This window comes from Roseivirga ehrenbergii, assembly GCF_001593005.1.
Classification (GTDB): Bacteria; Bacteroidota; Bacteroidia; order Cytophagales; family Cyclobacteriaceae; genus Roseivirga; species Roseivirga ehrenbergii.
On the sequence record NZ_LQZQ01000001.1, the window covers coordinates 109,644 to 135,081 of the forward strand.

The window sequence follows — 25,438 nt, forward strand, 5'->3', positions numbered from 1 at the left end:
TAATCATGAAAAAATTTATTCTATCTCTTTTTGCATTATGCCTTGCCCTAAGTTCTACTGCCCAAACATGGACAACAAGTGCTCCCAATATTTATTATACTGGAGGCAATGTTGGGATCGGAACAAACAATCCCGTAAGGGACTTAAGCATTTTAGGTGCTTCAATCACGCCTTGGGTCAATTTAAGGATAGAAGGAGGCCGTACAGATTACTTTGGAAATACGGGAATTGAGCTTATCTCTCCTAATGCTACTGGAAATCTTGATATATCATACTATAATGACAAAAGTCTAAACCGAAATTATTACGGACAACCCATAGTTACTGGGGAGGGGTTCGCTCAGATTAGATCTATTGGGAATTTAGGGATCGGTACATCAGGTAATTATGGTTTATACTTTGGAACTAACAACACTAATGTCATGAGTATATTACCAAATGGCAATATAGGTATTGGTACAACCACGCCTTCAACAAAACTTGATGTACAAGGAAGTATATTTACCAATGGTATTTTAAAATCATCTAGAAGTGGTGCTGGTGGGGCTCAACTAATATTAGAGAACACTTATGGGGTTTCTGAAGACTGGAGGATTCAAGCGGGTATTCCATCCATTGCTGATAACACATTCGCCATTCAAACAATAAGTAATTCCACAACCAGACTGGCAATAAAAAACAATGGCTATGTAGGAATAGGCACTACCTCACCTACAGAAAAACTCTCGGTAGACGGCACAGTACTCGCTAAAAAAGTACGTGTTTCCACTGCAGGTGCGGATTGGCCAGACTTCGTTTTCGCGCCCAACTTTAAACTAAGAACCCTAAACGAGCTGGAAGCTTATATAAAAGCCAACCAACATTTACCCGAAGTACCTTCCGCAAAAGAAGTTGAAGAAAACGGGCTTGATTTGGGTAAGATGGATGCCACCCTGCTGCAAAAAGTGGAGGAGTTGACGCTTTACACCATTGAGCAGGAGAAGAAAATTGAGATTTACATTAAAGAGAACTCTGATCTCAAAAAAGAAACCCAACAACTGAAAGCGATGTTCTTAGCGCTGAAAAAGGAGGTTGAAGCACTAAAAGAAAAGAACAAAGAATAGCGCTAACACACATCTCACATACCACTTTATTCTTAACGACAAACAGAAGGCCTTGAATTGATATAAACAATTCAAGACCTTCTTATTTTTTAATGATTCAATAACTATCTTTCTTCTCCAATTTTTCTATAAAGTAAAGTACCTTGACTTTTTTAATTCAAAACCCCATCACCATGAAAAAATTTATTCTATCTCTTTTTGCATTATGCCTTGCCCTAAGTTCTACTGCCCAAACATGGACGACCAGCGGCTCCAATATTTATTACAATGGAGGGAACGTGGGAATTGGAATTACATCCCCATGGGCAAAACTACATTTAGGAAGCTCTGGCATATTTGACACTCAAATGACCACCACCGGACAGGATTTCCTCATCTTTAGACCAAATTCGATGCCTGGTAACGGAGGTTATTTTGGCGCAATGACTTGGCAAAGTGAAGGCAGAAGGAGAGCATCTATAGCTGCAACTCAAGAAAACTCAGATTCCGACTATGTAGGATTGGCTTTTTTTACTCGAGGAACTGACGGACCAGGCCCTTTTTATGAAAGTATGAGATTAACTCATTCAGGAAACTTGGGTATTGGTACTTCAAATCCTTCAGGTAAGTTTCAAAGCTATATAAGTTCAAGTAGATATTTTGGCCATAATGTGAATGGAGCTGATTTATCGGTTTTAAGTGATAACAATTCAGCACCAGTATTTAAAGTAGTCGGGACAGGAAATGCCGATTTGGTGAACATTTTTGACAACTCATCAGAAGTATTTACAATCCTTGACGAAGGCAATTTAGGCATCGGTATAACCTCCCCCACTGAAAAATTAGAAGTTAACGGCACCATCCGCTCCAAAAAAGTAAAGGTTGAAGCTACAAACTGGCCAGATTACGTTTTTGCACCCAACTATAAACTAAGAACCCTAAACGAACTGGAGACCTACATCAAAGCCAACCAACACTTACCTGAAGTACCTTCAGCTAAAGAGGTAGAAAAAAACGGACTTGATCTGGGCAAAATGGATGCTACGCTGCTCCAGAAAGTAGAGGAATTGACGCTTTACTTGATTGAAGAGAATAAAAGATCTCAGACGCTAGAAGTTAGATATAAGATTTTAGAGAATGAAAATTCAAATCTCAAAACACAAATTTCAAAAGTTGAAAAGGAGAACCAAGAACTCAGAACCCTATTCATAGAACTGAAAAAGGAAATAGAGTCTCTGAAAAAGCAATAATATCAACCTCAACCGTCATTCCGAACCTGACAACAGGAAGGTGAAGAAATCTGTCCGTTCTGGACTTCAACAGTTTTGAACCTACAGACTCTTTCGGTCTTCCCAAAAAGGAAGACACTCTGAGTGACGGTCATCAACGCTATTAATAATGACAGTCTAAACTCTAAATAAACTCAATTATGAAAAAGATAATCTTCTCACTTCTGGCGCTTTGTGTCGCCAATCTTGCTCTTGCACAAGGTATTCAGGTTTCTGGCAGCCCTATTTACTACAATGGAGGTACCGTTAATATTGGTGGGTTGAATAACTCAAGCCTTGTTGTTAGACATTTAGAAGGAAAAGAAGCTAATACAACTTCCCCAGATCACCTTTACTTAAATTATAATAATGCGAAGGACGTATTTGTTGGCTTTGGAGGGTTAAGCTCCAATCTTCTTGTAAGTGGATACTTGGGTGTTGGCACTTCTTCGCCAACCTACACTTTGAGTGTTAAAGGTGGACCTCCCAATGCGCAAGGTCTAAATATTATGGATGCCAATTCGAGAATTTACTTTGATGGTAGAAGAGCAATGGAGGGGCATAATAATTTAAGTAGACTCGATATTGGAGAGGGTTTCGATAATATTCAGCTTATGGGGAATATTGGTATTGGCACCACTGCTCCAAGTGAAAAGTTAGAAATCTTTGATTCGAACACCAGCCCTGGCGTTATTTCGTTGATGAGCGAACGCAATGACAATTCGTATGTAGATGTAGGTCGAATTAGCGCTAAGCAAAACACTGTTGAAATAGCCAGAATAGGCTTACCAAGGGCTGGCTACACGAATAGTGGTTTTTTAACATTTTGGACAAAATCTGATAACAATGCTAATCTGTCTGAAAAAGTACGCATCGATGAAAACGGAAATGTAGGCATCGGCACCACCTCCCCCACTGAAAAATTAGAAGTTAACGGCACAATCCGCTCCAAAAAAGTAAAGGTTGAAGCTACGGGTTGGCCAGACTTCGTTTTCGAACCAAACTATAAACTAAGAACCCTAAACGAGCTGGAAGCTTATATAAAAACCAACCAACACTTACCCGAAGTACCTTCCGCAAAAGAAGTTGAAGAAAACGGCCTTGATTTAGGTAAAATGGATGCTACATTGTTACAGAAAGTGGAAGAGTTGACGCTTTACATCATTGAGCAAGACAAGAGTCAGAAGACATTAGATATTAGACAAGAGAAGTTAGACGCTAAGAACCTACAACTCGAGAAAGAAAACCGAGAACTCAAAACTACACTCCAAAAAGTATTAAAAAGAATCGAAAAACTTGAATCTGCTGACATCTCCCCTGTGGGGAGGACGAGTGGGACTAAAACCAACAACCATTAAATAACCTCAATTATGAAAAAAATAATCTTATCATTTCTGGCGCTTTGTGTCGCCAATTTTGCTTTTGCACAATGGACTACCAGTGTACCCAATATTTATTATACGGGAGGGAATGTTGGGATTGGTACCGCAAGTCCAACTGCCTTACTGGAGCTACAGAACGGACAACAACAGATGAGATTTTTGACAGGCATTAACACAAGTGGTTATATGCTCGATATTGGCGTTAACGATAATGGCGTGAATTTCCATAACAACTCTGTAGGTAGAGGATATAATTTTACAAATGCAGCAAGCGATCACCTACTCACAATTAAAAGTAATGGTAACATTGGAATGGGCACAACTTCACCCTCGGCAAAATTACATCTAACCAACGGATCACAAGATATCAGACTCCTCACTGGCACCAATACAAGTGGTTATATGCTCGATATTGGCGTTAACGATAATGGCGTGAATTTCCATAACAACTCTGTAGGTAGAGGATATAATTTTACAAATGCAGCAAGCGATCACCTACTCACGATTAAAAGTAATGGTGACATTGGAATTGGTACAACATCTCCAACATATGGAAAACTAGATGTCAATGGAATAATTGCATCTTCTAAACTTGGGCAAGGCGACCCTAGCACAAATTATGATGTAGGCACCAGAATTGCACTCAATGGTGCAAATGTAAACCCTTATGCCATTGGACTTGGTGCTAATGATGATGACAGGTACCCAATGTGGTTTCAAACAGGAACGATTAATGGTGGTGGATTTGAATGGTTTATCGGAACATCTGAAAAGATGAGAATTGATAAACAGGGCAACCTAGGCATCGGCACCACCTCTCCCAACGAAAAACTAGAAGTTAACGGCACCATCCGTTCCAAAAAAGTAAAAGTTGAAGCTTCTCCTTGGCCAGACTTCGTTTTCGCGCCCAACTTTAAACTAAGAACTTTAAACGAGCTGGAAGCTTACATCAAAGCCAACCAACATTTACCTGAAGTACCTTCTGCCAAAGAAGTAGAAGAAAACGGTCTTGATTTGGGCAAAATGGATGCTGCCCTGCTGCAAAAAGTAGAGGAGTTAACTTTGTATTTGATTGAAATGAACAAAACTCAAATACAGCTTATCGAAGAAATGGAGATGCTAAAGAAAGAAAATACAGCGCTGAAAAAAAGCATGAAGAATAATTAGATAGGTATAGTCATTAGCAAAGCATACTATTACCAAATCTAATTAGAACTATGCTTTGCTCCACCCTATTTAATGAAAATTACACCGCTTGACTGAATAGTTTGTTCCCACTTTGTGGTTCGTAATATTCATCAAAAAGCGCACAGATATTTCTGAGGAACATCATACCCTTTTTGGTCACTTGGTAGTTGAGGCAGAAGCGCTCAATTAAACCTTCATCTACCATTTGATTGAAAGCGGTATATTTTTCAGAATTAAGTTCGAGCACATTGCGCATTTGAATACGGGCACTGCAAGCAATATCGAGAATCAATTTCTTAGCTTCCATTTCAGGGACGGTCATCAAATGACCTTTGAACATTGGAAATTCTCCAGCCTCAACTTTTGCTCTATAGCCTTCTACAGACTTCACATTTTGCGCATATGCCACGCCAATATCAGATATTGAAGATACTCCCAAACCAATCATAAAATTAGTTCTAGATTCGGTATAACCCATAAAATTACGATGCAGCCTTCCTTTACTTCTGGCTTGGCAAAGAGGATCTTCAGGCAAAGCAAAATGATCCATCCCAATGGCTTGATATCCCATATCTAGCAACAAGGCCTGACCAAGCATATTCAGTTTGTGCTTTTCTTCTCCCTGAGGAATATTTTCTTCAGAATAAGCCCTTTGGCCTGGCTTTGCCCAAGGCACATGCGCATAACTGTAAAAAGCAATGCGGTCGGGCATAAAGGTTTTTACTACATCCATGGTCTGCTTGATGCCATAAATGGTTTGAAAAGGAAGGCCGTAAATCAGGTCAAAATTCACGGAAGTATATCCAATTTCTCTGGCTGCTTTGGTTACCTTTTCAATATTTTCTAAAGGCTGTAGTCGATTAATGGCTTTTTGTACTTTAAAATCTACATCCTGCACACCATAACTTACACGGGTAAAACCGACTTCGTAAAGTGCTACCAAATGTTCGTAAGTGGTATTGTTTGGGTGACCTTCAAAACTGAATTGATAATCGGGGTGAACATCTACCGTATCGAGGATGGACTCCATTAAGTACCGTAAGTTTTCAGGAGAGAAAAACGTTGGAGTTCCTCCGCCTAAATGTATTTCTCTTACCAGCGGTTTTTCACCAAAAAGGTCTAAGTATAACTTCCACTCTTTGAGTAAAGATTCGATATAAGGTAATTCTACCTTATGATTGATCGTAATACGCGTATTGCAACCACAATAAGTACAGAGGGATTCACAATAAGGTAAGTGAAGATATAAGCTTATTCCTTCTTCTTTTGTTTGCTGAAAAGAAGCTTTCAACCGCCCTTTATATTCCTCAAGTTGAAAAGCGTTTACATCCCAAGCCGGCACTGTTGGGTAACTGGTGTATCTTGGAACTGGCACATCGTATTTCTTCACTAAATCAATCATTTTTGGCCTCCTTTTCTTTTTTCACGCGGTCTTCAAACAGCATTCTCACAGAAGGCGAATAAGTGTCATCGAACTGCCCAGATTTAACTGCCCAGAAAAAGGCGGTTAAAAACGCAATAGCGACAACCAAACTGACCAATATGAGCACGAGAATGACCGACATATTTATTTGAGTTTTATTTTTTTAGAAATCAGATTTACGGAAACAGTGGTGAAAACCACTACCGAAATACTACTTAAAGGCATAAGAATGGCAGCAAAAAGAGGGGTTAGCTCTCCGGCTACTGCTAAACTAATTCCAACACAGTTATAAAGTAAAGACAAGATGAAACTGGCCACTACCACTTTTCGGCCTTCGTGCGCCAGCTTAATGAATTTATTCAAGTCCATTAAGTTTGATGCCTTTAAAATGGCATCACTGGCAGGTGAAAAGAGCGATACATCTTCAGTTATAGCTATGCCTACCTTGCTTTGCTGCAGAGCACCCGCATCGTTAAGACCATCACCCAACATAATTACAGCATTACCTTTGGTTTGAATTTCTTTAATGGCCTTTAGCTTATCTTCTGGGCTTTGATTGAAACGTAAAACAGAACCTTCTGGGAACATCGACTCAAGGCGTTCGGCTTCTTTATCATTGTCGCCAGAGAGCACCTGAAACTTGAACTTACTCTTCAAAGCATCAAGCAAGTTGGTTAGGCCTTTTCTATAAGTAGCCTCAAAACTGAAGTAGCCCTTATAATCGCCTCCAATGCTTACATGCACTTGGGTAGCATTATTTATATTACTTTTTTCTACACCTAAAAACTTTGCAGAACCCACTTTTATGCTTAAGCCACTAACGATAGCGATAAAACCTTTGCCTTCTTTCTCGTCAAACGACTCTATGGTATAATCAAAGCCTTTAACTTCAGTAAACTGCTTTATCCATCTGCTCAAGGGATGAGTACTACTGGCCACCGCAGTATTAATTAGGGCCTTTTCAGCTTCGGAAAGTACTGGACCACAGAATTTCAAAGCCTCTCCTTGCGTTTCGGTAATCGTTCCCGTTTTATCGAATACAATTGTATTTGTAGCGTTCAATTTTTCAATGACGTCTGCATTTTTTAGGTAGAAATGATTTCTTCCAAAAACACGCATAACGCTGCCCACAGTAAAAGGGGTAGAAAGTGCTAATGCACAAGGGCAGGCAATAATAAGTACCGCAGCAAATACCAACCAAGTTTGACTTGGATCTGTAAACTGCCAATAAACCGCTGAAAAAAGTGCGATTAAAAGCACCACCACAGTAAAGTATCGACTCACTTTGTCAATAAGCTTAGTATGGTGTTCCTTTTCTCCAAAAGCATCATTATTCCACAGTTGAGTAAGGTAACTCTGCGAAACTTCTTTTTGAATAACAAAGCGAACCTGCTTACCTACCTGCCTTCCGCCAGCATATACATAGTCTCCTTTTTTACGCGCCACAGGTACAGATTCACCCGTTACAAAGCTGTAATCTATTGAAGCGTGATCATCAATTAAAATAGCATCGGCAGGAAGCACTTCACCATTTCGAAGCAGTACTTCATCGCCCTTTTTCAATTCCTTAACAGGTACTGGCTCGAAATCGTCATTAATCCTTTTTTGAACCGCCAAAGGAAAATAGGATTGATAATCGCGATCGAAGGAAAGGGCTGCATAAGTTTTGCTTTGGAACCATTTCCCTATCAAAAGGAAAAACACCAAACCTACGAGTGAATCGAAATAGCCTGGGCCTACATCGGCAATTACTTCATAGGTACTTCGAACAAAAAGTGCCAACAGACCTATCGCTATGGGCACATCAATATTCGCGAATTTTTGCTTCGCACTCTTTAAGGCAGATGTAAAATATTCACTCCCCGAGTAAAAAACTACAGGTAAGGAAAGCGCCAAGCTTAAATACCTAAAAAAACTGCTATACTCTTCTTCAACCCCAGCAATACCCAAGTAATCGGGAAAGCTAAGTAGCATTACATTACCGAAACAGAAACCCGCAATTCCCATTTTAATAAGCAACTGCTTATCGAAAGCCTTCTGTGGCTTTTTAGAATCATCGGCATCTTTGAGATTAATCTGCGGGCCATAGCCAATTGAATCGAGCATTTCGGCCAATTGGCGCAAGCTCATTTCATCTGACTTATAATTGACTGTAAGTTTTTTCGAAGAGAAATTAATGACAGAATCTAAAACAGCAGGATTCAGCCGATCCAAATTTTCTAACAACCAAATACATGAACTGCAATGTACATTTGGTATGTACAAAGTGACTCTTTGAAAGCCTTCACCTTCAAAATCAAGCACTTCTCTTTTGATTGATTCATTATCTAAATAATCGAAGATGGAATGCTCTGCTTTATCCTTTACCGTAAAGCCTGGAGTGTTTTCCATACTGTAATAATCACACAGATCATTACTACTTAGAATTTCATAAACCGTTTTACAGCCATTACAACAAAAGTTATGTTCATCATAGGTCAGTTTGCCCTCTAGGCAATCTTCTCCACAGTGATAGCACTTGGTTTCATTTTTCACTATAGTCCTTACGGAATTCACTTCTTATAGATGAATAAAGGCGAACTTTTCGCTGTACAATCAGCAATTGTTTTTGGACAGGCCAATATTTCTTCTCCCAAATTAGCACCTGTCAGAATAAGAGCTCTGTCGGTGTCTGCATTAAGCTCATTAAAAAATTCATTAATCGGTTCATCAACCATCAGCTGCATTCCAATATTAGGAAAAGCCATTTTCAGATAATCGACAAAAAACTTTTCGTTTTCAGTTTGACCTTCGTCTTCAGGAAAGTTGAATAATACCGAAAGGGGAAGTTCAGTCAAATCTGGTTTAAAGATTTTCAGGAAATCTTTTACAATGTGTAGAGAATGGTGCTCTGGTTCGTGCACCATGATTAAACGATTTACTGTGGCATTTCTTGGCAGCACCAATACGGGACAATTCACTTTATGCACCAGGGCAATTAATTCGTGCCAATCACTTTGATTCATATAGCTAGAAGAATCAATGATAAATAAATCGGCTACACCAGAAAGTCCAGCTAAACTACTGTCATTAAGTTCAGACTTAAACGCTTCTACATTTACATTGCCCGAAACTGTCAGGCCCTCAACTTTTAGTTCAAATTCTACCTTCTTCAGTAAATTCAAAGAATGCGCAGATTTATTTCCGTATGCAACCGCTTCTAACAACTCATTACCTACCCCCTCATCTACACATAAGAAAGTAAAAAAATATTCATTCTGAGGATTCAGAAAAGCGCTTATCCTATGATAAAGTGCTTCTAAATCACTGTGAATTCCCGCCCCGATTAAAATCTTCTGTTTCAAAACCTTTAATTCAGATTACCACTGAAACAAAGGTAGATTTAAGGAGCTGAGATTGTGTTGATGCGCATCAGCGAAAACCATGACAAATGTCATGTTTTCTAGCCATAGAAATCGGCCTCATGAATTAGTTTATCGGCATCAAGCACCTTGATTTTCTTTCCTTCCAACGCAATCATTTTATCTGATTTGAACTCGGAAAGTAAACGAATTACGGTTTCTGTAGCAGTACCTACAATATTAGCCAAATCCTCTCGACTCAATACAATATCGATAACCTCGCTGCCCTCTCCTTCCATGCCGTAAGTTTCCTTGAGCATAAGTATGGTAGCTGCCAGCCTTTCTCTCACCGATTTTTGCGAAAGCTGTGCAAGCTTGGTTTCCATTACTCCCAATTCGTGACAAACAGCTTTCATAAGTTTGCCAAAAAATTCTGGGTTAGAATGGAGTACTTTTAAAAAATCACTTTTAGGAATAAAGCATATTGCTGCGGGTTCCAACACTGTTGCAGATGCGCCATAAAACTCCTCACTCAGTAAAGACCTATAACCTAAAAAATCACCCTTCTGAGCAATAAAAAGAATTTGCTCCTTGCCGTTAGACCCCATTTTAAACACCTTCACCTTTCCGCTATTGATACAGAAAATCCCCATTGGCCGGGTTCCCTCATAAAATAAGGTTTGGTTTTTCTTATAGGTAACACACGATTTATGTTCACTCAGAATCTCTAAATCTTCATCCTTTAGATCAGAGAAATGAGATTCTCCTCTAGACTTACATGCTATACACTGAAGCTGAATTTTCGAGTTTTTTACCGACATAAAGGACAACTATTACACTTAAAGATATAGAAGTATTAAAAGATAAACAAACACCATTTTTAACATTCTAGCCCACCAATTGCCCCACTCCAAAAAGAATGACATAGAGCAGAGTAGTTAAGGCCATTTGTTTTAGAAATGGGTCGATTTTGGATGATTCGGTGTGCATTTTAACCGCTCTGGCATTCTTAATTAAGCCCGGCAAAGCCAAGACAATAATCAATTGCCAATAGCTAGTATAGTTCATTAAGACATAAGTAAGTCCTAATGCAAAGCCAGTAACCAATAAAAACCAATGATAAATCACGGCTTTTTTTCTACCTATTCGAACGGGAATGGAAATCTTACCCGCTTCCTTGTCGGATTCAATGTCGCGGATGTTATTTACATTCAACACAGCTACTGAGAATAACCCTGTAGAAATAGCTGGAAGCAAATACTCCCACTTCAATTCTTGCTCATACAAATAGGCCGACCCCATTACACCAACAAGCCCAAAGAAAATTAAGACACTGATATCACCCAAGCCCATATAACCATAAGGTTTATAGCCAGCAGTGTAAGTAATGGCAGCAAGAATGGCCAAAACTCCTAATCCCAAAAAGAAGCCAAACACTTGAGGCGACCAGCCAAAAGCCAAATAAATCAAACCAATGCCCGAAAGAAGCGATAAGGCAGAAAATAGAATAATCGCATTTCGCATGGCTTTCAATGAAATAACACCCGACTGAACCGCTCTTGATGGCCCTGTTCTTTTAGCTCCATCAGCTCCGTGAACTGAATCGCCATAGTCGTTGGCCAAATTTGACAATACCTGAAGTAGAATGGTGGTTAATGCACAAAGCGTAAAAACTCCTCCGTTAAACTGACCAGAAGAAGCAGCTAAAAAAGCGCCCATTCCTATACTGGCCAAGGCCAAAGGGAGCGTACGTAGCCTAAAAGCTTTAACCCAATGCTTCATTTTTGATTATAAAGTTCCTGTAATAGCCTCGTCCAATGGATTTACTGATGAGGGGAAGAAAGCAATCACTTTCCCTTTTTCATCAATTAAGTATTTACAGAAATTCCAATTGGGTGCTTTGCCTGATTCTTTCTCTAACCACGCATAAAGTGGTGCTCTGTCCTTCCCCAACACTGAAATTTTCTCGAACATTTGAAAAGTAACACCAAATTTAGCCGTGCAGAATTGCTGAATCGCTAGGTTTGAACCCGGCTCTTGACCGCCAAAGTTGTTAGCAGGAAAGCCCAAAACCACAATTTTATCTCCGTATGCTTCGTGTAAATTCTGGAGGTCTTCGTATTGAGGAGTAAAGCCACATTCAGAAGCTACATTCACCACCAACACCTTTTTACCTTTAAATTCGCTCAAGGAAATTTCTTTTCCCTCAATGGTTTTCATTTTAAAGTCGTAGAAACTCATTTCTTCTGGTTTTGGGTTGAAAATATTGATGAATAAAATTAGGCTTAAGCAGAAACTCATATTACATGCGGTTTGGGACGTTTATTCCCAATAAGTTCATGTTTACTTTTATTGTTTCAGCCGCCAAAGCAGAAAGTCCGACACGGAATTTACGCTTTTCTACATCGTCTTCACTGAAGATAGACACTTCGGCATAAAAGCGATTATATTCTTTAGCAATATCGTAAACGTACTGAGCAACCACGGCTGGAGAGTATTCATTTGCTGCCAAAGCCAACTTTTCTGGGTATTGGCTAATAGCATAAATTAAATCCTTTTCAGTTTCGTGCAAATCGGTAATCTGGCTGTAATCAATGGCCGCAATATCAATATCGAGCTGAACAGCTTTGCGGACAATAGCACTGATTCTAGCATATGTATACTGAATAAATGGACCAGTATTGCCTTGAAATTCAATAGACTCTTCTGGGTTGAAAAGCATTCTTTTCTTAGGATCTACCTTTAGCAAGAAGTACTTGATCGCCCCCAAACCTAAAGTCTCGTATAAGGCATTTGCTTGTTCTTCCGTAAAACCTTCAATCTTACCTAATTCTTCGGTTCGGCTTTTGGCGGTATCCGCCATTTGCTGAATCAAGTCATCAGCATCTACTACGGTTCCTTCTCTCGATTTCATTTTTCCTGAAGGAAGGTCTACCATGCCGTAAGACAGGTGATAACAGGCTTCTGCCCATTTATAACCCAATTTTTTCAGAATCAAGAAAAGTACCTTGAAGTGGTATTCTTGTTCGTTTCCTACGGTGTAAATGAGTTGAGAAAGGTCCGGGTAATCTTCATAGCGCATAATGGCTGTACCAATATCTTGCGTCATGTATACCGAAGTACCATCACTTCTGAGCAATAGTTTTTGGTCTAAACCTTCGTCCGTTAGGTCAACCCAAATAGAGCCATCTTCTTTCTTATAGAAAACTCCTTTTTCCAGGCCTTCCATTACGCGATCTCGGCCTATCAGGTAAGTTTCGCTTTCGTAATAAAGTTTATCGAAATCAACGCCCATGCGCTGATAAGTATCTTCGAAGCCAGCATACACCCAACCGTTCATTTTTTCCCAAAGGGCATAAACTTCAGGGTCTTTGGCCTCCCATTTCAATAGCATTTCTTGGGCCTCTACAAAAATAGGAGCCTGCTTTTCAGCAGCTTCTCTTTCCATTCCATCGGCAACAAATGCAGCAATTTCTTCTTTATAGGCTTTATCAAAAGCCACATAGTATTTACCTACCAAGTGGTCGCCTTTAATGCCTGCTGCTTCTGGTGTTTCGCCTTCACCAAATTTGAGCCAAGCCACCATCGACTTGCAAATATGTATTCCGCGATCATTGATAATCTGCACTTTCACTACTTTGTTTCCATCAGCCTTTAAAATTCGTGCTACCGAATTACCCAAGAAGTTATTTCTGAGATGACCTAAGTGAAGTGGTTTATTGGTGTTTGGTGATGAATATTCCACCACCACAGTTTTGTCTTTATCTTCAATTTTAAAAACTGGAGAATCGGCAACATTTGCTCCATTAAAAATTTTGCCAAACAAATCTACCTGCGACCCTTCTGAAAGCTCTAGATTTAAAAATCCCTTCACCACATTATAATCGGCCACTACATTAGAAAGATTTGCTTTTAAATACTCTCCAATAGCCTGCCCTGTTTGCTCAGGGTTCAGCTTAGAAATCCTTCCATAAGGAAAGGTGACCAAGGTATAAGTTCCGGCAAAATCTTTTCGTGTGGCTTGTAGAGCAATTTCTTCAGCAGAAATTGTATGATTGTATAGTGCTGCAAACGCAGCCGAGATTCCTTCTTTAATTTGTAATTCCATTCCTAGAAATTCTGGATCAATGACGCAGTTGTGGCTTCGAGTATTTCGAAGGCATTATTGGCCATTCTGTTTTCGGTGTCCAAAGTTGGGTTAACCTCCACGATTTCCCAACAACAAACACGCTTATCTTTAATTAATTCGATATTCAATTCTAAGGCTTGTTCCTTTGAAAGCCCTTCTGGAACTGGAGTTCCTGTACCCATAGAAACGGAGGTGTCTAAACTATCTACATCAAATGAAATGTAGATTTGGTCGCAGTCTTTCAATATCTCCAAAGCTTCTTTCGAAACCTGCTGAATACCTTTTTCGGTTACTTCGGCAGTGGTGAAATTCTTGATTCCATACTTTTCCATTAAGTAGTCTTCAGGAGATTCAGTATCGCGAACGCCAATAAAAACGACATCCTCAGGCTTCATTTTTGGACCACGCATTCCAATAGATTTAATGCGCTCCCAAAGGGCTTCTGTTTCTTCTTCAATGTCGTTTTGCTCGCACTCAATATTGTCAATAGCCGTAGCCATGGCCAAGGGCATGCCGTGCATATTGCCAGAAGGAGTAGTATAAGGCGAATGAAAATCGGCATGTGCGTCAATCCAAATGGCGCCTAAACGTTTATCAGGATCAGCCTTTTTTATGCCTGCAATTGTACCAGCAGCAGTAGAGTGGTCGCCAGCCAAAACTATAGGAAATAAACCTTCAGAACGAAGATCGCTTACCGCATCACAAACACGTTTGAGAACTGTATAAACACCTTCTCCGTATTTTGCATTCTTAAACTTAGGCTCTTGAAACAATAGCTCATTTTCGTTTTTCACCCTTATGGGCTGAAAACGTAAAAAGAAGTCGGAATGCTTGCTCAAGCTTGCCACTTTCATGGCATCAATTCCCAAACTCGCTCCTCGTGTACCAGCCGCTAACTCCGATCTTACCTCAACTAAGCGAATCTTTCTCATGATCTTAATACTTTAATTACCAACCTAATACGTATGCAAAAACCAATGGCGCTACAATTGTAGCATCCGATTCAATGATAAACTTTGGGGTATCCATATCTAGTTTACCCCATGTGATTTTCTCATTTGGAACAGCGCCAGAATATGAACCATAGCTTGTTGTAGAGTCTGAAATTTGACAGAAGTAACTCCAGAAAGGAATTTTATCCATTTCCATATCTTGATAAAGCATTGGCACTACGCAGATAGGGAAATCACCAGCAATACCTCCACCAATTTGGAAGAAGCCCACTCCTTTTCCTTCTGAATTTTTCACGTACCAATCAGCTAAGAATGTCATGTACTCAATACCCGACTTCATGGTGGAAGGCTTCAACTCACCTTTAATACAATAGGAAGCAAAAATATTTCCCATAGTAGAATCTTCCCAGCCCGGAACAATGATTGGAATATTCTTTTGAGCCGCGGCTAGCATCCAGCTATTGGCTGGATCTATCTCATAGTATTGCTCTAAGTCACCAGAAAGCAACATTTTATACATGTACTCATGAGGTAAAAACCTCTCTCCTGCTTCTTCGGCACCTTTCCATTGCTTAAAAATTTTAGACTGTAAACGTCTGAATGCTTCCTCTTCTGGAATACAGGTGTCGGTCACTCTATTCAAGCCCTGCTCTAATAAATCCCACTCGTCTTGAGGGGTTAAATCTCTATAATTCGGAACCCTTTTGTAATGCGAATGCGCTACAAGGTTCATAATATCTTCTTCTAGGTTAGCCCCTGTACATGAAATGATGGCTACCTTATCTTGACGAATCATTTCAGCAAACGATTTCCCTAATTCAGCAGTACTCATAGCACCAGCAAGTGTCACCATCATTTTTCCGCCTTCGGCCAAGTGAGTATTGTAGCCTTTGGCGGCATCAACCAAACTGGCAGCGTTAAAATGTAGGTAATGCTTTTCAATAAAATCGGATATCGGTTTCTGAGACATATTCATTTAATTTTTATACACGTTCTAGTTCTATTCAGATTAAATTTTGTCACTGAACGGCCTGCAATTTGCTAAAATTCGCTGACTATTTCATATTCAAAAACCATTCTCTGAAAGCCCGTTAATCTATCTTTTTCATACAAGCTCAGAAAAAGAAGTGGGGAAAGCAAAACAGGCCTACAAGTAATTTATTATCAATTTATTAGCCTTAAACGTCAAACAAAGATTTAAAAGAATATAGTCTCTCGTAAGCCCAAGCATATTTTTTTTGACTTAAGAATTAACATTTGATTGGCAAGCTTTCTTTTAAAAGTTTAGAAATTTCTAATATTGCACCTTTCGAATTTTGTAAAAGCGGTAGATGAAAAGTTATTTTGACCTTATTGACCAGACCTTTGATTTTCCAACAGAAGAATTTAAGGTGAATGGCAAATACTTAGAATTTCATGATGTTCCACTAAAGGACATTATTAAAGAACACGGAACGCCACTAAGGTTAACTTATCTACCCAAGATTTCAGAAAATATACAGAAAGCTAAAAAGTGGTTTGAAACTTCTATTAAGAAACACAAATACCAAGGGAGCTATACTTATTGCTATTGCACAAAGTCATCTCACTTTAGCTTTGTGTTAGACGAAACCATCAAGAATGGTTGTCAAATAGAAACTTCTTCGGCTTTCGATATTCCAATTGTTAGAAGTCTACACGCTAAAGGAAAAATTGACAAAGACATTCTAATTGTGTGTAACGGTTTTAAAAGGCCACTTTACACCCAATATATTTCTGAGCTGATTAATGACGGCTTTACCAATTGTATTCCTGTTTTGGATAACATGAATGAATTGGATGTGTATAAAGATTTAATCAATGAGGATTTTCAGGTAGCCATTCGTGTAGCAGCCGATGAGGAACCGAATTTTGAATTCTATACCTCACGCTTGGGAATTCGCTATGGCGACATTACTGATTACTACAAAGAACATATTGAAGGAAGCCGAGCATCATTAAAAATGCTTCACTTCTTTATTAATACTGGAATTAAAGACACCGCCTATTACTGGAGCGAATTAAGCCGTTTTATGTACAAGTACTGCGAGCTTAAAAAGATTTGCCCAACGCTAGATACCGTTGACATTGGTGGTGGTTTCCCAATTAAGACTTCGCTTACGTTCGAATATGACTACCAGTATATGGTAGATCAAATTGTAGAAAACATCAAATGGATTTGTAATAAGAGCAATGTGCCTGTTCCGAATATCATTACTGAATTTGGAAGCTTTACCGTTGGTGAAAGTGGTGCCTTTATCTACTCTATTCTTGATCAGAAATTACAAAACGATAAAGAGCTTTGGTACATGATTGATGGTTCATTCATTACTCATTTGCCTGATGCTTGGGGCTTGAGCCAAAAGTATATTCTGCTGGCCATCAACAAATGGGATCATCCTTTCCATAAGGTAAATATGGGTGGGCTTACTTGCGACAGTATGGATTACTATAACTCCGAAGCCCATACTTCTGAAGTGTTTATGCCGCTGATTGAAGAAGACGAAAACCTCTATGTTGGCTTCTTCCATACTGGTGCTTACCAGGAATCATTGGGTGGTTATGGTGGTATTCAGCATTGCTTGATTCCTGCGCCTAAACATGTTTTGATTGACCATGATGAAAATGGAAAAATAAGAAGCAGAGTGTTTGCCGCAGAGCAAATCGAAGAAAGTATGTTGAAGATTTTGGGATACTAAAAGGTATTGAAGTGTTGAAGTGCGGAAGTGTTTAACTGCACAGAAGTCCTCATCTTCTCATTGAAAAAATAGAAACGGGAACTAGAGTGTTTGTACATTCTAGTTCCCGTTTTCTTTTATGATTGGCCTAAAGCAAACTCTTTACATTTTCTGGTGGGCGACCTAGAACAGCCTTATCTCCTTTTACCACAATTGGTCTTTCAATAAGGCTTGGGTATTCCACCATCGCTGCAATCCATTCATCCTCACTTAGGGTTTTACCCTTGAACTGCTCTTTATAAACAGCCTCTGATTTACGCACAATTTCCTCAGCCTTCATTCCTAGCTTTTTTAGAATTTCACGCAATTGATCTTCTGAGGGTGTTTCTTTTAAATACTCTACTATGGTAAGCATTTCACCACTTTCTTCAATTAACTGAAGTGTTTGCCTGCTTTTCTGGCAGCGTGGGTTATGATATATTTTCAACATATTTTAAGGTTTTAAATTTCTAATTGAGCAATTTTAAAGTATGCTGCTTATTCAAAAATCAGCTTGAACTAATACTTCAAAAATAGAAATATGACCGCTGACTTACGTTATCCAATCGGAAAATTTGATCCTCCTTCCAATATTACGCTTTCTGATATTGACGGATACATTAACAGAATAAAAGACACGCCTGAAAAACTCAAAAAAGCGATTGAAGGTTTAACAGAAGAGCAACTCAATAGCCCTTATCGACCTGAAGGCTGGACGGTTAGGCAGGTAATTCACCATGTAGCAGATAGCCATATGAATGCTTATATCCGCTTCCATTGGGCTTTAACCGAAAACTCTCCTCGAATAAAAGCCTATGATGAGAAAGCTTGGGCGGAACTATCCTATCAAAATCATGTGCCTTTAGAGGTTTCTTTAAACCTTCTTGCAAACTTACATGAGCGTTGGGTTCATTTACTAAAAAACATGTCGGAAGAAGATTTCAATCGGAAATACATTCATCCAGAAGGAGACAAGGTTTATGTACTTAGAACAGTAGCGGCCATGTATGCTTGGCATGGCGACCACCATACGGCACATATTACTTCATTAAGAGAAAGAATGGGCTGGAAATAGGTGCACAAAAACTCTCCAAGAGTTAGTAAGGACTTATCAGCTTGATGCACCATAAAGTACAAACTCTTGGAGAGTTCCTTAATAGGGAAAATTAGAATTTGGTACTTTAGTACAACCATCAAACCCAAACAAATAGACAGTTTTAAGAAAAAAAGAAAATGAGCGATAGTAAAAAATCAATTTACGGAACCATCGGCTGGTTTGATTTAACCGTACCCAACGCCACAGAAGTAAAAGACTTTTACGCCAAAGTAACAGGATGGAAGCCCGAGCCCGTTTCGATGGGTGATTATGATGACTACAACATGACAGTTGATGGTGAACCTAAAGCTGGGGTATGCCATAAGCGTGGGGGCAACAGTGACATCCCATCGCAATGGATGATGTACATCAATGTAAGAGATTTGGACAAAAGCAGATCGGAATGCACGGCCAATGGCGGAAAATTGGTTACGAATATCAAGAGTGCTGGCAGTATGGGCCGCTACTGTTTTATTGAAGACCCTGCGGGCGCAGTTTGTGCACTTTTTGAGCCGAGCGAGGCCTAAGGTCACAAAACAAAATCACCAAATAAGCCTTCGATCTGAAAAGGAAATTTCTTCGTAAGTTTATTTTTCCAAAACCAACCTATGAAAGCTCTTTTCCCACTCCTATTTCTCTTCTTCGGTTCGAATATCAGTCCTGAACCCAACTGCATAGAATGTGATCAAGACCGACAGTACATATGTGCTTCAAACACCTTGGCCATGAATTTCAAGTTATGCATGGACATGGCCGAAGTATCTGGACGGATGTATAAAATTTATCTGCTAGACCTGAAAAAGGAGTATGGTGTTACTGGGACTGAATACACTTCCAGCTTACCCGATTGGAAACTTTGGGAGCAGCTTTACCCGGGGAAAACGGCTACTGAAATTTCTGAATTATTCTTTGAAACCACCACTTTTGCTTTGGCTCCAATGGTGGGCGTTAGCTACGACCAAGCGGTAAAGTTTGCAGCCTGGAGGACGGAAGCTTTCAGAAAGGAGCTGGATAAAATGGACGAAAGGGATAGAGTGGATTTCCCAAAAGAATTTGAATTCAGATTACCCACTCCAGCCGAGTGGTCTAGAATGAGATTTATGACCCAAGAAAAAGGAATGCTCAAACAAGTAGAAAAAATTGCTGCGGCTTATGAAAAGGAGTTTAAAACAAGCAAGAACGATGTACTCAACAGCAGTAGCAAAGTCCACGATGTTTTCTCAGCCATGGATCAAAAGCTAGGCTTATTCGGCTTACACGACAATGTAGCTGAAATGACTTCTGAACAAGGTATAGCCATGGGCGGAAGCTGGAATAACAAAAGCACTGGAGCCGACTTCAATAAAAAATCAGAATACAGCACCCCTCAGGCTTGGCTTGGTTTCAGATGTATTTTTGAAATTATTGAGTAAATGAAGGGTTTTGTAAAACGGGCATTCAGCAACCTATTATCGGGTACGGCTTCGTTTTTCTTTATCTTCTCAATTCTACTTTTTTTACCAACATGGGGTGGCTCTCTTAGGTTTTTAGGCTACGCTTTAATCTATTCCTTACTAGCTCTTCTTTTTAGGAGGAAGACTAACCGTACTAAAAATAAAATTGGTATTGTAGCCTTGAGTTTTACCCTTCTCTTTTTTCTATATAGCTCTAGATCAATCGAAGTTCAGGTTATAGGGGAACCCACCAAGATCTATATATTAACGGATGTACCAAATGCTCCTGAAATACATTCACATTTTCAATGGACGAAAAAGCTAAAAATAGATTCAACATATATTCTTAGAACCTCATCTTCAGTCAAAGATATTGACCTAAAAATTAAAGTGATAAATGAATTAGGCAATCGAATTGGGTCAACCAGAACTGGCTATAGGTATGGGAAATGCCAATACGCAACTGTTCTTGTTTCTATTCAAACAATTTATCTTTTTGACTCTACCAAAGAAGAAAAACCAAGTCAACACATTTACTTTTCACTTCTCAGTGAACAAGCGCAGTTGTGCGCATCCATGCTAAACCAATAATGTATTAAACTCATTTGTTAGTCTTCCTCAACTGCTCCAACATCCCTTTTAAATCTTGCCCAGAGAAAATTTGTGTCCCTAACACTAGTGTACTGATGCCTTGAGTGTTGGAAATATCTTCCAAAGGGTTGGCATCAAGAATCAGTAAATCAGAAGATTTACCAGCCTCCACCGATCCGTAAAAATTTTCAACCTTAAGGAATCTAGCCCCATTGATAGTCGCGGTACGAAGTGCTTCGGCAGGTGTTAAACCAGCCGCCACCAAAGCCGCTAATTCTTGGTGAAGTGAAAGACCTTGGTATACATAGGAGTTAGACGCGCCCGAATCGGAACCCGCCAAAAGCGAAACCCCAGCAGCCTGCATTTTAGGGATCAACTTTTCGAAAGTACTGTTCAGCTCATGCCGCTCTGCAATGGCTTTTTCATTCGCCCGCATGGCACTTCTGATTCTCCCCTGATAGGTTTTTATAATCCCATCACCTACATAGTTAAGGTACTCGTCATTCTCGTGATTATCCCTGTCTAAATAGGAAAGGGTATTTCCAATATGCTTGGTAGGTACCACATAAGTATTGTGCGTTTTCAACATGTCAAAAACGGTTTGTGCTTGAGTCTCATCATAGGTGGCAATCAGCTTATCCATAGAACCCCAGAAGCCAGCCTTGCCATCAATTACATCTTGTGTTATTTCTTTTTCTTGGGTCGAAGCCCCTTTAAGAATGTAATAAAGGTGTTCAACAGAACCCAAGCCCGCATTTACGGCATCTTCCAACATTACGGTAAAAGGCATATGGCCCGAAGTGGTAATTCCCCTCCTCTTGGCTTCCTCAATAATCCAGATGTAAGCTTCTTTAGAAATAGTACTGTCATAAATTTTGATGAAGTCCACGCCCATATTCTCGAGTGAATCAACGCCTTGAATTACCTCTTCCTTGGTTGTCACAGGAATTGAACCCGCCCATGTTCCGCGTGGGCCATCTAACTTTGGCCCAGAAGTAAAAATCACTGGACCAGTAAGTTTACCCGACTTAATTTCATTCCTCCACTTAAAAATTTCAGAAGTCATATCACCACCAGCTTCGCGAACACCCGTAACGCCATTGGCAATAAATAAAGGAAGTAGATTCTTATTCTCTCGGATCAGTTCTTCCCCGCCTCTAAAATGCACATGCATATCCCAAAGCCCAGGAATAACGAATTTACCTGTAGCGTCAATGGTTTTGGCAGCGGTGTAGTCACTATTGTTTCCAGCTTCGCGAACAAAAATAATGGTGTCATTTCGAATCCCGATTTGCTGATCAGACATCAAATGACCCGTTTTTACATCCACCACATTGGCGTGATCGATCAGCAAATCAAGCTTCATCCTTTCTGAAGTGGAACAAGAAAAGAGAAAGACAGTAAAGAGTAATAGAGAGAGTTTTTTCATAGTCAGGCTTCCGATTAATAGCCTAACCTATTCATTATTAAGAAGCTCTGAAATGTTAATTTTTTGAGTGGTAGCCAGTTGGGGCTATTGTAATCTGTCCACCGCCAAACCCAACCTATAAAACAGCGTATCGATTGGGTTTCTCAAAAAGTCAGCTGGGAGCTCTTTTTCAGGGATTTGCTGAAATCCGTGTTTTTGGTAGAAGCTTTGAGCGGCCCTAAATTGAGTCATAGTGCCTAAATAGACACACGCAAGCTGATCTTTCTCGGATTCATCGATGGCAGTTTGAAGTAGCAGTTTTGCAACATTATGAACCGTGCCCCTAAATTCCTTTTTGAGCATCATCTTCTTTAGAATCCCATACTCATGTTTAATGATCATCAAGCCAGCAGTCCCAACCACATGACCATCGTACGTGGCCACCCAATATTTATCTGGAAAAGTAACCGAATTGCTTTTTTGTCCGCCCATAATAGGCTCGATAAACTCTTCTGCAATTTCTTGAATCATGAGGTCAATACCAGCCTGATATTTTGATTCGTATGGAACAATTTCGATCATATGACTTTCTGATGAGAGAGGAAATTTAACGCTTCACCCCCTTATTCTGAAACTTAAAATTCAATACAGAAGCGGGAGTATCTAAACCTGCTTTGCAATCTTCGTTTTTTACTGCTCTGCCAGGATGGGCTTCAATTTCCAACACTCCTGCCCAAACGTCCAAATCATGATCAAAGGCTTCGTCCACCGCTCCTTCGTCACGTACTTTGGCAGAAGCTTCTGTGATGTCAATGCCAATGATCAGGGTACTGTTCAATTCCTTTTCATTAGGCTCGCGAGCTTCTGCCCAGCGGCCAGCGATAATGTTTTCAGTGATGATCTCTAATGCCTCCATTTTCTCGGCAGGATCTTCAATCAATACAGGCGAACCAAAAACCACCACCGACCTATAATTCACCGAATGATGAAATACCGAACGCGCCAGCACAAGCCCATCCAGATGAGTGACTGACAAACTCACTTTCTCTTGCTCCAAAAGTGAAAGCATCATTCTGTTCTTCATTGAACCATGAATTAACAATCGATCTCCTTTTCGACCATAGGCCGTTGGAATTACAATAACAGCGTTTTCATGCACATAAGGCACATGACAAAGGAAGTGTGAATCGAGGATTTCGTAGACCAAAGCCTTATCGTAGAGTGCTCTCTTGCTTCCTCGGATCACCTTATTGTAAGTAGATTTAGAAAATTCAGCCATAATATTGTTGTTATATGCTACGAATATCTAAATTGATCGGACTATTAATGTAATCCACTTTAGCGCTACTGAGTAGTCCACTATGATTTCATTCAAGAATTTAATCCACATAGATCGCAGCGCTGAAACGCCCATCTATCTTCAGTTGCACAACGCCATTATTAGCATGATCAAATCGGGAGTGATTAAAAGTGGCGCAAAACTACCCGGCACAAGAAGTCTTTCCTTACAGATTGGCCTGCACCGAAAAACAGTGATTGCGGCCTATGACGAATTGATGGGGCAAGGTTGGATCACCACTATTCCAGCCAAAGGCACTTTTGTAAGCGATAAACTTCCTGAAGTAAAACCACGAGGTCAAGGCGTTGGAAAAGGACTAAAACTTGAAGCTGGCTTTTCATTCGAAGCGAGAAAGCACCTCCACCGACCTTATGCGCAGTTGCCTTCAATGTTAACGATTGATGAAGGAATCCCAGACGTTCGGATTGCACCCATCGTTGAGATTTTGCGCCATTACCGCAGCATTGTATCTCGCAGTTACAATGCTAAGTATTTGAGTTATGGTTCCTTCTTTGGCGATGACTCTTTGCGTGAAGTTTTAGCGAATTACCTTCAGGAAACGCGAGGAATTACCTGCTCAAAAGAAAATATACTTATCACGCGGGGGAGCCAAATGGGAATGTACTTGGCTTCGCAATTGATTCACCAAAAAGGAGGTTTTAGTATTGTAGGGGAAACAAATTACATTGCCGCAAGCCTAACTTTGACCGATGCTGGCGCTTCTCTGCTTAGGGTAAGGGTGGATGAAAACGGCTTGAATACCAACGACATTCAAGCGCTCTGCGAAAAGCATAAAATCAAATCGGTATATGTTACTTCCCATCATCATCACCCCACTACAGTAACGCTTAGCCCCGAAAGAAGGCTTCACTTGATCGAACTAGCACATCAATATGGCTTTGCCATTTTGGAAGATGACTATGATTACGACTTTCATTATCAACGGGCTCCACTTTTGCCCTTGGCCAGTGCCGATGAAGGAAACCATGTGATTTATATGGGGGCCGTTTGTAAGATTATTGCACCAGCCATTCGTGTCGGGTACATGGTTGGGCCAACTGATTTTATCGCAGCAGCAGCGCATTTAAGAAGAACGATTGACCGCCAAGGCGACACCATATTAGAAAGGGCTTTGGCACAAATGATTGAGCAAGGCGATCTTCAGCGACATAGTAGAAAGGCACTCAAACTTTATCATGAACGGAGAGATCATTTCCATCAATTACTCACTGACCACCTTTCAGAATTCATCAGTTTTAGTGTTCCCGAAGGCGGAATGGCCTTTTGGGTGATGCTAAAGAAAGAAATGAATTGGGAAGCCATTGCCAAAACTTGCTTGGAAAATGAAATGGTAATTCCTGATTGCAAAAACTACGACAGCCATAATTCAGGCCATAATGGTATCCGTTTAGGCTTTGCTTCTCTAAATTTTGAAGAACAAACCAAAGCCGTTCTCATTCTGAAATCGGCCATGAAAAAAGAAAGTCAAAATTAATTTCGCGAAATTGTCCCCTGCTCATAATGGCTTTCGTCAATAGGGTGAATCTCAAAAAGAGAACTCGATTTTAAACCATAATTTTTTAACACGATGAAAAAGTTTTTATACCTGTTTAGAGGTGGCGATGCAAGAATGGCCGAAATGTCTCCAGAAGAAGTGCAAGCTGAAATGGCCGAATGGGGCAAATGGATGCAAAGTTTGGCCGAAAAAGGTCAATTGATTGATGGTTTGCCTTTAAAGGCTGAAGGCATGCAAGTATCAAAAGGTGGTCAATTGGTTACCGATGGCCCTTTTGCCGAAGGTGCTGAAATTGTTGGTGGTTACTTGATGGTAAACGCTACCGATATGAACCAAGCAGTAGAATTATCGAAAGGTTGCCCGATTTTAAATGCAGAAGACGGTAATATCGAAGTAAGAGAAATTGCGAGTATGTAAATAATGTGAATAGGCTGTTTTATACTTAAAGTGGCCTATTTTTCCTTCTTCCCTTTTGTAGATTCAGTAAATAAAATATTGAAAAATTTACATAGTTGGCAACATGCCCAATTCTGAAATTTGTTAGTTTAGTACGA

General features: G+C 39.9%; 24 protein-coding genes. 10 read left to right on the top strand and 14 right to left on the bottom strand.

From position 1 onward, the window contains the following. The first annotated feature begins 5 nt into the window (after nucleotides 1–5). From MB14_RS00495 to MB14_RS00510, 4 genes are all read left to right on the top strand, one after another. Nucleotides 6–1,103 carry a bZIP transcription factor gene (locus tag MB14_RS00495; protein WP_062587571.1) on the top strand — a complete coding sequence of 366 codons (1,098 nt, stop codon included), beginning with the start codon at nucleotides 6–8 and terminating at the stop codon, nucleotides 1,101–1,103. A gap of 173 nt (nucleotides 1,104–1,276) precedes the next feature. Continuing rightward, nucleotides 1,277–2,332 carry a hypothetical protein gene (locus MB14_RS00500; protein WP_062587573.1) on the top strand — a complete coding sequence of 352 codons (1,056 nt, stop codon included), beginning with the start codon at nucleotides 1,277–1,279 and terminating at the stop codon, nucleotides 2,330–2,332. A 179-nt stretch (nucleotides 2,333–2,511) separates the two neighbouring features. After that, on the top strand, nucleotides 2,512–3,708 hold the full coding sequence (locus tag MB14_RS00505; RefSeq protein WP_062587576.1) for a hypothetical protein: 1,197 nt from the start codon (nucleotides 2,512–2,514) through the stop codon (nucleotides 3,706–3,708). 12 nt (nucleotides 3,709–3,720) lie between these two features. Then, nucleotides 3,721–4,899, top strand: coding sequence for a hypothetical protein (locus MB14_RS00510; protein ID WP_062587578.1), 1,179 nt, complete (start codon nucleotides 3,721–3,723; stop codon nucleotides 4,897–4,899). A 79-nt stretch (nucleotides 4,900–4,978) separates the two neighbouring features. On the opposite strand, the gene hemN is transcribed toward MB14_RS00510, so the two are convergent. The 10 genes from hemN to MB14_RS00560 form a co-directional block, all read right to left on the bottom strand. After that, nucleotides 4,979–6,322, bottom strand: coding sequence for an oxygen-independent coproporphyrinogen III oxidase (gene hemN / locus MB14_RS00515; protein WP_062587581.1), 1,344 nt, complete (start codon nucleotides 6,320–6,322; stop codon nucleotides 4,979–4,981). Further along, entirely contained in the window at nucleotides 6,315–6,485 is a 171-nt protein-coding gene (ccoS, locus tag MB14_RS00520) for a cbb3-type cytochrome oxidase assembly protein CcoS (RefSeq protein WP_053223764.1), read from the bottom strand. The genes hemN and ccoS overlap by 8 nt, the downstream gene beginning before the upstream one ends. Nucleotides 6,486–6,487: 2 nt before the next feature. Further along, the gene (locus MB14_RS00525) at nucleotides 6,488–8,899 is read right to left on the bottom strand and encodes a heavy metal translocating P-type ATPase (protein WP_062587583.1); all 2,412 of its coding nucleotides are present in this window, start codon (nucleotides 8,897–8,899) and stop codon (nucleotides 6,488–6,490) included. Continuing rightward, nucleotides 8,896–9,687 (bottom strand): hypothetical protein, encoded by a 792-nt coding sequence (locus MB14_RS00530; RefSeq protein WP_062587585.1) that lies wholly within the window; start codon nucleotides 9,685–9,687, stop codon nucleotides 8,896–8,898. Before MB14_RS00530 ends, MB14_RS00525 begins: the two co-directional genes overlap by 4 nt. 98 nt (nucleotides 9,688–9,785) lie before the next feature. Further along, the gene (locus MB14_RS00535) at nucleotides 9,786–10,505 is read right to left on the bottom strand and encodes a Crp/Fnr family transcriptional regulator (protein WP_062587587.1); all 720 of its coding nucleotides are present in this window, start codon (nucleotides 10,503–10,505) and stop codon (nucleotides 9,786–9,788) included. 67 nt (nucleotides 10,506–10,572) lie between these two features. Beyond that, the gene (locus tag MB14_RS00540) at nucleotides 10,573–11,466 is read right to left on the bottom strand and encodes a 1,4-dihydroxy-2-naphthoate polyprenyltransferase (protein WP_062587590.1); all 894 of its coding nucleotides are present in this window, start codon (nucleotides 11,464–11,466) and stop codon (nucleotides 10,573–10,575) included. A gap of 6 nt (nucleotides 11,467–11,472) precedes the next feature. Next, on the bottom strand, nucleotides 11,473–11,985 hold the full coding sequence (locus MB14_RS00545; RefSeq protein WP_062587592.1) for a glutathione peroxidase: 513 nt from the start codon (nucleotides 11,983–11,985) through the stop codon (nucleotides 11,473–11,475). Between the two features lies 1 nt (nucleotide 11,986). Continuing rightward, nucleotides 11,987–13,792: an arginine--tRNA ligase gene (argS, locus tag MB14_RS00550; RefSeq protein ID WP_062587594.1), complete on the bottom strand. Its 1,806-nt coding sequence runs from the start codon at nucleotides 13,790–13,792 to the stop codon at nucleotides 11,987–11,989. A 2-nt stretch (nucleotides 13,793–13,794) separates the two neighbouring features. After that, nucleotides 13,795–14,745: an arginase gene (locus tag MB14_RS00555; RefSeq protein WP_172796091.1), complete on the bottom strand. Its 951-nt coding sequence runs from the start codon at nucleotides 14,743–14,745 to the stop codon at nucleotides 13,795–13,797. A 16-nt stretch (nucleotides 14,746–14,761) separates the two neighbouring features. Further along, nucleotides 14,762–15,736 carry a deoxyhypusine synthase family protein gene (locus tag MB14_RS00560; RefSeq protein WP_172796092.1) on the bottom strand — a complete coding sequence of 325 codons (975 nt, stop codon included), beginning with the start codon at nucleotides 15,734–15,736 and terminating at the stop codon, nucleotides 14,762–14,764. 361 nt (nucleotides 15,737–16,097) lie between these two features. On the opposite strand from MB14_RS00560, the gene MB14_RS00565 reads away from it, so the two are divergent. After that, entirely contained in the window at nucleotides 16,098–17,483 is a 1,386-nt protein-coding gene (locus MB14_RS00565; protein ID WP_062587599.1) for a type III PLP-dependent enzyme domain-containing protein, read from the top strand. A gap of 127 nt (nucleotides 17,484–17,610) precedes the next feature. Here the strand turns inward: MB14_RS00565 and arsC are convergent, their stop codons facing one another. Beyond that, nucleotides 17,611–17,952, bottom strand: coding sequence for an arsenate reductase (glutaredoxin) (gene arsC / locus MB14_RS00570; RefSeq protein ID WP_062587602.1), 342 nt, complete (start codon nucleotides 17,950–17,952; stop codon nucleotides 17,611–17,613). 90 nt (nucleotides 17,953–18,042) lie between these two features. On the opposite strand from arsC, the gene MB14_RS00575 reads away from it, so the two are divergent. The 3 genes from MB14_RS00575 to MB14_RS00585 all read left to right on the top strand — a co-directional run bounded on the left by MB14_RS00575 (nucleotide 18,043) and on the right by MB14_RS00585 (nucleotide 20,009). Further along, complete coding sequence (locus MB14_RS00575; protein WP_062587605.1) at nucleotides 18,043–18,576, top strand: YfiT family bacillithiol transferase; 534 nt, start codon at nucleotides 18,043–18,045, stop codon at nucleotides 18,574–18,576. A 158-nt stretch (nucleotides 18,577–18,734) separates the two neighbouring features. Then, nucleotides 18,735–19,124 carry a VOC family protein gene (locus tag MB14_RS00580; RefSeq protein WP_062587607.1) on the top strand — a complete coding sequence of 130 codons (390 nt, stop codon included), beginning with the start codon at nucleotides 18,735–18,737 and terminating at the stop codon, nucleotides 19,122–19,124. An 81-nt stretch (nucleotides 19,125–19,205) separates the two neighbouring features. Next, nucleotides 19,206–20,009 carry an SUMF1/EgtB/PvdO family nonheme iron enzyme gene (locus tag MB14_RS00585; protein WP_084375903.1) on the top strand — a complete coding sequence of 268 codons (804 nt, stop codon included), beginning with the start codon at nucleotides 19,206–19,208 and terminating at the stop codon, nucleotides 20,007–20,009. 622 nt (nucleotides 20,010–20,631) lie between these two features. Here MB14_RS00585 and MB14_RS00595 read toward each other — a convergent pair. From MB14_RS00595 to MB14_RS00605, 3 genes are all read right to left on the bottom strand, one after another. Then, entirely contained in the window at nucleotides 20,632–22,050 is a 1,419-nt protein-coding gene (locus tag MB14_RS00595) for an amidohydrolase family protein (RefSeq protein ID WP_084375904.1), read from the bottom strand. An 84-nt stretch (nucleotides 22,051–22,134) separates the two neighbouring features. Continuing rightward, on the bottom strand, nucleotides 22,135–22,611 hold the full coding sequence (locus MB14_RS00600; protein ID WP_062587615.1) for a GNAT family N-acetyltransferase: 477 nt from the start codon (nucleotides 22,609–22,611) through the stop codon (nucleotides 22,135–22,137). 25 nt (nucleotides 22,612–22,636) lie between these two features. Next, nucleotides 22,637–23,308, bottom strand: a complete 672-nt coding sequence (locus MB14_RS00605) for a pyridoxamine 5'-phosphate oxidase family protein (protein WP_062587617.1) — start codon at nucleotides 23,306–23,308, stop codon at nucleotides 22,637–22,639. An 82-nt stretch (nucleotides 23,309–23,390) separates the two neighbouring features. On the opposite strand from MB14_RS00605, the gene MB14_RS00610 reads away from it, so the two are divergent. Both MB14_RS00610 and MB14_RS00615 read left to right on the top strand, forming a co-directional pair. Continuing rightward, on the top strand, nucleotides 23,391–24,863 hold the full coding sequence (locus MB14_RS00610; RefSeq protein ID WP_062587619.1) for an aminotransferase-like domain-containing protein: 1,473 nt from the start codon (nucleotides 23,391–23,393) through the stop codon (nucleotides 24,861–24,863). A 93-nt stretch (nucleotides 24,864–24,956) separates the two neighbouring features. Further along, on the top strand, nucleotides 24,957–25,301 hold the full coding sequence (locus MB14_RS00615) for a YciI family protein (RefSeq protein ID WP_062587621.1): 345 nt from the start codon (nucleotides 24,957–24,959) through the stop codon (nucleotides 25,299–25,301). Nucleotides 25,302–25,438 lie beyond the last annotated feature (137 nt).